This is a genomic window from Streptomyces fuscigenes, assembly GCF_021556455.1.
GTDB lineage: Bacteria > Actinomycetota > Actinomycetes > Streptomycetales > Streptomycetaceae > Streptomyces > Streptomyces fuscigenes.
On record NZ_JAKGCV010000239.1, the window covers coordinates 1 to 8,664 of the forward strand.

An 8,664-nucleotide genomic window follows, 5' to 3' on the forward strand; every position below is an offset into this window, starting at 1 on the left:
CGGCGACGCCCTCCCCCGCCCCGCGGTCCGCCCACCCGCGCGCGGCGCCGGGTCCCACCCCCGGCGCGGGCGGCCGCCGCCGCCCCCTTTTGCCGTTGCTTGGCGGGGCGTTCATCGAAGTGGCCTGACTTTCCCCGCCCCGGCCCGGAGAGAGTCGTGCGCGGCCGATCGCATCCTCACGACTCAAGGGAAGTGGGTACCCCCATGCCCGGCATGACCCGTCGCAGACTCCTCGGTTCCGCCGCCGGCGCCGCCGCGGGAGGCGCCGCCCTCAGCCTCCTGCCGCCGTCCGTGCAGAAGGCCGTCGCCGCAGGCCCGCCGCGCCGCGGCTCGATCGACGACATCGAGCACGTCGTCTGCCTGATGCAGGAGAACAGGTCGTTCGACCACTACTTCGGCACGCTGAAGGGCGTCCGCGGGTTCGCCGACCCGCAGGCCGCGAAGCTGTCGACCGGACGGTCCGTCTTCTACCAGCCGGACCCCGGCAGCCCGGACGGCTACATGCTGCCGTTCCACCTCGACACCCGCACCACCAGCGCGCAGGCCATCCCGTCCACGAGCCACGCCTGGTCGGTCCAGCACAGCGCCTGGAACAACGGGAAGATGGACAACTGGCTGCCCGCGCACCGGGCCGCCGACGGCAAGAACGGCCCGTACGTCATGGGCTACTACACGCGCGAGGACATCCCGTTCCAGTTCGCGCTCGCCGAGGCGTTCACCGTCTGCGACAACTACTACTGCTCGATGATGGGCCCGACCTGGCCCAACCGCATGTTCTGGATGACCGGCACCGTCGACCCGAACGGCACCCACGGCGGCCCGATCATCAGCAACGTCGCCCCGGCCGGCGGCTACACCTGGACGACGTACGCGGAGCGCCTGGAGGCGGCCGGCGTGTCCTGGAAGGTGTACCAGGAGGAGGACGACTACGGCTGCAACATGCTGGAGAACTTCGCCAACTTCAAGAACGCGAAGCCGGGCGACCCGCTCTACGACAAGGGCGTCCAGCCGGGTCCCGCGGGCGCCTTCGAGGACGACGCCCGCAACGACCGGCTCCCGACGGTCTCCTGGATCATCTGCACGAGCACCCAGTCCGAGCACCCCGACTACCTGCCGGCCGCCGGCGCGGACTACGTCGCCTCCAAGATCGAGGCGATCGCGTCCAACCCGGACGTGTGGCGCAAGACGGCCTTCATCCTCGACTACGATGAGAACGACGGCCTGTTCGACCACGTCGTCCCGCCGACGCCGAAGGCCGGCACGGCGGACGAGTTCATCGACGGCCTGCCGATCGGCGGCGGCTTCCGGGTGCCGTGCGTCATCGTCTCGCCGTGGACGGTCGGCGGCTGGGCGGCCGGCGACGCCTTCGACCACACCTCGGTGCTGCGCTTCCTGGAGCGCGTGACCGGCGTGGCCGAGCCCAACATCAGCCAGTGGCGGCGCCGCACGTTCGGCGACCTGACGTCCGCCTTCGGGTTCGGCACGAGCGCGCCGAAGCCGCCGAAGCTGCCGACCGACACCGCCGAGCAGCTCGCGGAGGCGAAGCAGGAGGTGGCGACGCTCCCCAAGCCGACGCTGCCGACGACCGGCCAGAAGGTGCCGAAGCAGGAGAAGGGGACGCGGCCGCGCCGCTGACCCGCCGCCCGCGCGAAGGTCCCGCGCGCCGCACGGGACGGGCCCGCCCGTCGCCTGCGTGCGCGGGCGCCCGCACGCGCGTGTGCCCCGGCCGGGATCTTCGCGATCCCGCCGGGGCACACCCGTGCCGTGTTCCGCAGGAGCGGCTCAGACGCCCGCGTACGAGTGCTTGCCGGTGACGAAGATGTTGACGCCGTAGTAGTTGAAGAGGAAGCACGCGAACGCGATCAGCGCGAGCGTCGCCGCCTTGCGGCCCTTCCAGCCGGCGGTGGCGCGGGCGTGCAGGTAGCAGGCGTAGGCGACCCAGGTGATGAACGACCAGGTCTCCTTCGGGTCCCACTCCCAGTAGTGGCCCCAGGCGCTGCCGGCCCAGATGGCGCCGGCGATGATCGTGAACGTCCACAGCGGGAAGACGGCCGCGTTGACCCGGTAGGCAAGCTTGTCCAGGGTCGCCGCCGCGGGCAGCCGCTCCAGGACGGACGTCGCGAAGGCGCTGATCTTCTCGCCCGCGATGAGCTTCGTCTCGTAGCGGTCGCGGAAGAGGTAGAGCAGCGTGGACACGGCGCCGACGTAGAAGACCGCACCGCAGAAGATCGCGGTGGAGACGTGGATCCACAGCCAGTACGAGTGCAGCGCGGGCACCAGCTGGTCGCTCGCGGTGTACAGCACGGTGACGGCGAGGCCGAGCGTCAGCAGGACGGTGGTGACGAGCGGCAGGCCGAGCCAGCGGATGTTCAGCTTGCGGGAGGCCAGCAGGCCCAGGTACACGCCGACGGCGACCGTCGAGAACGTGATGCTGAACTCGTACATGTTGCCCCACGGCGCGCGCTGCACCGACAGGGCGCGGGTGAGGACGCCGCCCGCCGCGATGATGAAGGCGAGGACCGTGAGGGACAGCGCGATGCGTCCCCACATGTCGCCCTGCACGTCGCCGCCGTCGGCGCCGGGGCCGTCGGGGACGTCGCGCGAGCCGGACGCCGAGCGGGTGATGATCTTCGGGCGCTCCAGGACGGTCGTGCCGCCGCCCTTGGTCGCGACCTTGATGGTGACGGTGCCCGCGTCCTTCGCGTTCCCCTGGGCCTCGGCGCGGGAGCCGCCCGGCGTCAGCGCGGCCGCCGTGCGGGCGACCTTGCTGCGACTGCCGAAGATCCATTCGAAGATGTGGGCGAAGAAGGCCAGCATGTACACGGCCATGGCCGAATAGATCAGCACATTGCTGGTGTGAGCCAGGTTCTCGTTGGTTCCGGCGGCGAGCATCACTTCTCGGCCCCTTCGGCGTGTTCGGCTGGTGCGGCGGCGGGCTTCTCCCCCGCGTCGTCGGCGTCGGGTTCGGGCGCGGGGGGCGCCTCGGGAAGGAGCGTGACGGCGAGGTCGCCAAGCTCCTCGGGGAGTTTCGCGGACTCGCTGCGGCCGAGTCCCGCCATCTCCAGGACGGTGGTGCCGTCGGGGCCGGCCACGGCCTTGACCCATACGCGGCGCCGCTGGATGAACAGGGAGCCGGCGAGGCCGAGGATGGCGGCGATCGCGCCGCCGAGGGCCCACAGTTCGCCGGGCTGGTGGGTGATCTGGAAGCTCGCCCACTCCTTGATCGGGCCCTTGTCGAACGTGATGGAGCCGGAGCCGCCGGGCAGCTTCATGGTCTCGCCGGGCAGCAGGCTCTGCTTGAGGATCTGCCCCTTCGCGTCCTTGAAGGGCGTGAGCACCTTGGTGTTCAGCTGGTACACGTTCTGCGGGACGCCGGAGTCGACGCCCAGGTCGCCGTGGTAGGCGCCGATGTTGAGGACCGGGAAGTCCGCGGCGGGGAACTGCGAGAGCATCTGGCCCTTGCCGCCGAACGTCGGCACGAACAGCGCGGCGAAACCGAGCTGGTCCTTCTTGCCGCTCTTGTCGCGGTAGCCGTCCATCACCTTGATGGCACCGCTGGACGAGAGGTTCTTGTCGAACGGCAGCATCGGGGTGGCGCCGTGGAAGACGACCTTGCCCGCGCCGTCCCTGACCGTGACGGACGGCGCGTAGCCGTGCGAGATGAGGTAGACGTTGGAGCCCTCGATCTTGAGGGGGTGGTTCTCCTTGATGACGCCCTTGTGCTCGCCGTCGCGCGGGCCCGCCGAGTAGTGGATGTCGGCCTGAAACGTGCGGGCGGTGCCGACCTCGGGGCCGCTGCGCTCGTACGTGCCGACGAAGTCGTCGAGGGAGAACGAGAAGGGCGCGAGGTTGCTCGTGTCGAACAGCGGGCCCGACGTGAAGTCGTCGTACTGGCTGAGCGTGTTGGAGAACCCGTCCGAGTCCCCCTCCATGATCAGCTTGCCGCCCTCGGACTTGAAGAGGGAGCCGGAGGCGAAGGCCAGCAGCATCACGATCAGCGCGACGTGGAAGACCAGGTTGCCGGCCTCGCGCAGGTAGCCCTTCTCGGCGGCGACGGCGTCCCCGACGACGTGGGCGCGGAAGCGGCGGCGGCGCAGCATCGTCAGGGCGGCCTCGCGCACGGCCTCGGGCGCGGCCTCGGTGCGCCAGGTCGTGTACGCGGGCAGGCGGGTGAGGCGGCTCGGGGCGCCCGGCGGCCGGCCCCGGAGCTGGCCGACGAACTGCCAGGTCCGCGGGATGATGCAGCCGATGAGCGAGATGAAGAGCAGGATGTAGATCGCGGAGAACCACACCGAGCTGTACACGTGGAACAACTGGAGCTTGTCGTACAGCGGCCCGAGCGTGGTGTGCTCGGTGATGAACGTGTCGACCTTGTTCTGGTCGGCGCTGGACTGCGGGATCAGCGAGCCGGGGATCGCGGCGAGCGAGAGCAGCAGGAGCAGCAGCAGCGCGATGCGCATCGAGGTGAGCTGGCGCCAGAACCAGCGGAACCAGCCGATCGGGCCGAGTGTCGGGCCGGAGAGCAGCGGTTCCTCGCGGGGCGCGGTGGACAGCTGCGAACCGGCCGCGCCGATCTCGCGCGCGTCCGCCTCGTCGCGTGTGAGGGCGCCCGGCGCCCCGTCGGCCTCGGGCGGGCCGGCGTCGTCGGCACCGCGGTCGGCGCCGTCGGCCCTGCTCCGGCCGGCGTGTGTGTCTGTGTTGCCCATGGTGCTAGATCCCCACCGAGAAGCCGTTGGACCACGACTGCGTCTGTTGCAGGAGGCTGTCCCAGGCGCCGGTCACGAGCAGGAGTCCGGTGGCGACCATCATGCCGCCGCCGATCCGCATGACCCACGTGTAGTGGCGCTTGACCCAGCCGAAGGCGCCCAGTGCCTTGCGGAACGCGACGGCCGCGAGCACGAAGGGCACCCCGAGCCCCAGACAGTACGCGACGGACAAAACGGCCCCGCGCCCAGCACTCCCCTGGCTGAGGGCGAGCATGTTCACCGCGGAGAGCGTCGGCCCCAGGCAGGGCGTCCAGCCGACCCCGAACAGCGCCCCGAGCAGGGGCGCCCCGACGAGACCGGAGACCGGGCGCTTGTGGAAGCGCACCTCGCGCTGGGTGATCCAGGGCATCAGGCCCGCGAAGAAGAACCCCATGAGGATCATCAGGACGCCCAGGACGCGGGAGAGTCCGGCGCGGTGGTCCTGGAGGTTCTGGCCGGCGAAGCCGAACAGGGCGCCGCCCGAGACGAACACGGCCGTGAAGCCGAGGACGAACAGGCTCGCGCCTGCGACCATCCGGCCCCGCCTGGCCTGTCCTATGTCGGTGCCCGTGACCCCCGTCACGTAGCTCAGGTAGCCGGGCACGAGCGGCAGGACGCACGGCGAGAAGAACGACACGAGACCGCCGAGCACGGCGATCGGCAGCGCGACGAGCAGCGCGCCGCTCATGACCGTGGAGTTGTAGCCCGCCTCCGCGAGGACCTGTACGCCGTGCACGGGATCACTTCTCCGCGATCAGCGGGTCGAGCATCTTCGTCAGCTTGGCCTCGTCGAGGCCCTGCAGGGCGCGCGCGGCGATCTTGCCGTCGCGGTCGAGCACGATCGTGGAGGGGATGGCCTGCGGGTTGAGCGTCCCCTTGGGGAAGCCCGACAGCAGCAGCCGCCCGGTCGGGTCGTACAGACTCGGGTAGGGCACGCCGTAGTTCTTCTCGAACGCGACGCCCTGGTCCTTGTTGGTGTCGCGCGTGTCGATGCCGACGAACTGGACGCCCTTGCCCTCGGTGGCCTTGGCCACCTTCGCGAGGTGGGGCGCCTCGGCGCGGCAGGGCGAGCACCAGGAGCCCCACACGTTGAGTACGACGATCTTGCCCTTGAGCGAGGCGACGTCGAGGGCCTTGCCGTCGAGGGTGGTGCCCTTGATCGTCCCGACGGGCTTGCGGTCGGCCTGCGGGACGGTGTCGATGCCGTCCGAGGTGCTCGTGACGAAGTTGGTGTCCCCGCCGCCACCGGACTTGCCGCTGCACGCCGTGAGCGCGAGGGCCGCGGCGACCACGGCGACCGGCAGTGCTGCGGCACGCACCGCCCGGCGGGAGCGCTTGGGGGCCGTGGTGCGTCGGAAGGCGCGACCGAAGTTCATGTGAAAAGTTTCGCATGGGCGATTCGGGCAATCCCTCCCACCCCCCTGCGTGTCCGGGCCGCCCCAAGGGCCCCTTGTAAGGAGCGGATGAGCGGGCCCTGTGGAGACCCCGCGCAACTGCGACGATGCCCCCGGCGGACCGCGGATGCCGGCCGCGGGGCGCCCGCGCACCGCGCCGCCGTCCGCCCTCCCCCGCCCGGCCTGCCCGGCCTGCCCGCGGGTCCGGGCGCCGACCGTGGCGCCCGGACCCGCGCGGGCGGCTCAGGCCGCCTTGAGGTAGCTCGACCAGCCGCCCGCCGGCTTCTCGCCGACCTCCAGCGCCTGGAGCTTTTGCACGAGAGCAGGGTCCTGCGCGTCCAGCCAGTCCGTGAACTGGCGGAAGGAGACGAGCCGCACGTCCTTGCGTCCGGCGATCTGCTTGAGCGCGTTCTCGACGGCGTCCATGTAGATGCCGCCGTTCCACGTCTCCATGTGGTTGCCGATGAAGAACGGCGCCCGGTTGGTCTCGTACGCGCGCTGGAAGCCGGCCATGTACGACTGGGTGGCCTGCTCCCGCCAGCCCGCGTAGCGCGAGGTCATGCCCTGGGTCGAGTTCTTCGACTGGTTGGCGAGGATGTTGTAGTCCATGGACAGGACCTCGAAGCTGTGCCCCGGGAAGGGGATGCCCTGGAGCGGGTAGTCCCACAGCCCGAGCTTCTTGGTGGGCCACGTCTGCGTGCCGCCCGGCGACGAGGCGTCGTAGCGCCAGCCGAGGGCCGCGGCCGTCGGCAGCAGCTGGTTCTGGCCCAGGAGGCACGGGGTGCGGCCGCCGATGAGCTCCTTGCGGTAGTCGAAGGGCAGGGGGTCGCCGACGGTGCTGCCGAAGTTCGTCTTCCACGTGGTGACGAACGACATGGCCTGGTCGATCTCGCTGCGCCACTGCTCGGGCGTCCAGTTCGCGACCGATCCGCTGCCGGAGCAGAAGTGGCCGTTGAAGTGGGTGCCGATCTCGTGCCCGTCGTTCCAGGCGCGGCGCACGCACGCCAGCGTGTCGGTGATGTGCGCGTCCTTGAGGTACCCGATGTCGGAGGCGCCGACCGGGTTGTTCGGCGGCTGGTAGAGGTGCTTCTTCGACTCCGGGAGCAGGTAGAGCCCGGAGAGGAAGAACGTCATCTTCGCGTCGTGCTGCTGGGCGAGGTCGAGGAAGCGGGTGAACAGGCCGGTCCCGACCTCCCCCGCCCCGTCCCAGGAGAAGATGACGAACTGCGGCGGGGTCTGCCCCGGCTCCAGCCGCACGGGAGCGGGCGGCTGGTGGGGCTGCTTGCCCGTGTACGCGGTGGAGCCGTCCCCGATGAGGGTGACGGCCTTCTTGGGCGGGGCTCCGGCCGCGGCGCCCTCGCCCGCCTTGGTCTTCGTCCCGGTCGGCGCCTTGTGTCCGACGGCCTTCTCGGCGCCGCAGGCGGCAAGTCCGACCGCCGCCGCCGCGCCCATTCCGGCCCCGAGGAGATCTCTCCGGCTGATGCTGCGCATACCGTCCCCATCCGTGTTCAGGTCTCAGGTGACCGGCAAGCGTTGGTCAGGAACTTGTCGGTTCATCACATTATTTACAAGCGACAAACCGTGAGACTGTGCAACAAACACGGTGGTTCATGGAATTATCATATCTTTACGAACGCGAGACGAACACGCGCTCGATCACGCCGGATACGGGATGCTCCGTCCGGGTTGTCCCTATGCTCCGAACGCCTTGCCGCCGCCCGGCTGGGGTTTGGCGCCGGACAGCAGGTGCGCGGGGACCAGGTCGCGGGCCGGCTCCGAGTAGCCCACCGACACGATCCGGTCGCCGCGGTAGGTGAACGTGGTCAGCGAGGCCAGCGTGCACTGCCGGCGGCGCGGGTCGTGCCACAGCTTGCGGCGCTCGACGAAGCTGCGCAGGATCCAGATCGGCAGCTGGTGGCTCACGCACACCGCCTCGTGGCCCCGTGCCAGGTCCCGCGCCTTCGACAGCGCGCCCATCATCCGTACGACCTGGTCGACGTACGGCTCGCCCCAGGACGGCCGGAACGGGTTCGTCAGGTACTTCCAGTTCGCCGGCTTGCGCAGCGCGCCGTCCCCGACGCCGAAGGTCTTGCCCTCGAAGATGTTCGCGGCCTCGATGAGCCTGAGGTCGGTCTCCACCGTGAGCCCCTTCGCCTTGGCGATGGGCGCCGCCGTCTCCTGCGCGCGCTCCAGCGGCGAGGCGACCACCAGCGTGATGTCGCGGTCCGCCAGGTGCTCGGCGACCCGGTCGGCCATCCGCCGGCCCAGCTCGGACAGGTGGTACCCGGGCTGCCTGCCGTACAGGACGCCGTCCGGGTTGTGCACCTCTCCGTGCCGCATGACGTGGACCACGGTCAGCTCGTCCGGGTCGGCGGAGTTGATGGGGTTGTTCATGAGGCATCCTTCTGCACTCGTGCGGCGGGGGCGTGCGGGGTGGGACGGGAGGCGCGGGGCGCGCGACGGGCGACCGCGTACCGCCCGAAGCGTACGGCGCTACGCGCCCGGCGCGGCGGCCCGCCCGCCCG

Annotated in this window: 7 protein-coding genes; 1 reads left to right on the forward strand and 6 read right to left on the reverse strand. The window is 70.6% G+C overall.

Annotated features, from left to right (window positions below; translation table 11 throughout):
- Window positions 1-204: 204 nt before the first annotated feature.
- Window positions 205-1,635, forward strand: coding sequence for an alkaline phosphatase family protein (locus L1885_RS18555; RefSeq protein WP_235798261.1), 1,431 nt, complete (start codon window positions 205-207; stop codon window positions 1,633-1,635).
- Window positions 1,636-1,782: 147 nt separating this feature from the next.
- Here L1885_RS18555 and ccsB read toward each other — a convergent pair whose 3' ends face one another.
- From ccsB to L1885_RS18585, 6 genes are all read right to left on the reverse strand, one after another.
- A complete protein-coding gene (gene ccsB, locus L1885_RS18560) occupies window positions 1,783-2,895 on the reverse strand; it encodes a c-type cytochrome biogenesis protein CcsB (protein WP_235798262.1) in 1,113 nt (370 codons plus the stop codon).
- Window positions 2,892-4,706, reverse strand: coding sequence for a cytochrome c biogenesis protein ResB (resB, locus tag L1885_RS18565; protein ID WP_235798264.1), 1,815 nt, complete (start codon window positions 4,704-4,706; stop codon window positions 2,892-2,894). The genes ccsB and resB overlap by 4 nt, the downstream gene beginning before the upstream one ends.
- A 4-nt stretch (window positions 4,707-4,710) precedes the next feature.
- Window positions 4,711-5,433: a cytochrome c biogenesis CcdA family protein gene (locus L1885_RS18570; RefSeq protein WP_235798269.1), complete on the reverse strand. Its 723-nt coding sequence runs from the start codon at window positions 5,431-5,433 to the stop codon at window positions 4,711-4,713.
- 52 nt (window positions 5,434-5,485) lie between these two features.
- Window positions 5,486-6,121 carry a TlpA family protein disulfide reductase gene (locus tag L1885_RS18575; RefSeq protein WP_235798266.1) on the reverse strand — a complete coding sequence of 212 codons (636 nt, stop codon included), beginning with the start codon at window positions 6,119-6,121 and terminating at the stop codon, window positions 5,486-5,488.
- Between the two features lie 261 nt (window positions 6,122-6,382).
- Complete coding sequence (locus tag L1885_RS18580) at window positions 6,383-7,630, reverse strand: polysaccharide deacetylase family protein (RefSeq protein WP_235798267.1); 1,248 nt, start codon at window positions 7,628-7,630, stop codon at window positions 6,383-6,385.
- Between the two features lie 201 nt (window positions 7,631-7,831).
- Window positions 7,832-8,533 carry a histidine phosphatase family protein gene (locus L1885_RS18585; protein ID WP_235798268.1) on the reverse strand — a complete coding sequence of 234 codons (702 nt, stop codon included), beginning with the start codon at window positions 8,531-8,533 and terminating at the stop codon, window positions 7,832-7,834.
- Window positions 8,534-8,664 lie beyond the last annotated feature (131 nt).

Coding starts and splice junctions, on each gene's coding strand:
- L1885_RS18555 (WP_235798261.1), top strand. CDS start 205: ATGCCCGGCATGACCCGTCGCAGACTCCTCGGTTCCGCCGCCGGCGCC.
- resB (WP_235798264.1), bottom strand. CDS start 4,706: ATGGGCAACACAGACACACACGCCGGCCGGAGCAGGGCCGACGGCGCC.
- L1885_RS18570 (WP_235798269.1), bottom strand. CDS start 5,433: ATGAGCGGCGCGCTGCTCGTCGCGCTGCCGATCGCCGTGCTCGGCGGT.
- L1885_RS18575 (WP_235798266.1), bottom strand. CDS start 6,121: ATGAACTTCGGTCGCGCCTTCCGACGCACCACGGCCCCCAAGCGCTCC.
- L1885_RS18580 (WP_235798267.1), bottom strand. CDS start 7,630: ATGCGCAGCATCAGCCGGAGAGATCTCCTCGGGGCCGGAATGGGCGCG.
- L1885_RS18585 (WP_235798268.1), bottom strand. CDS start 8,533: ATGAACAACCCCATCAACTCCGCCGACCCGGACGAGCTGACCGTGGTC.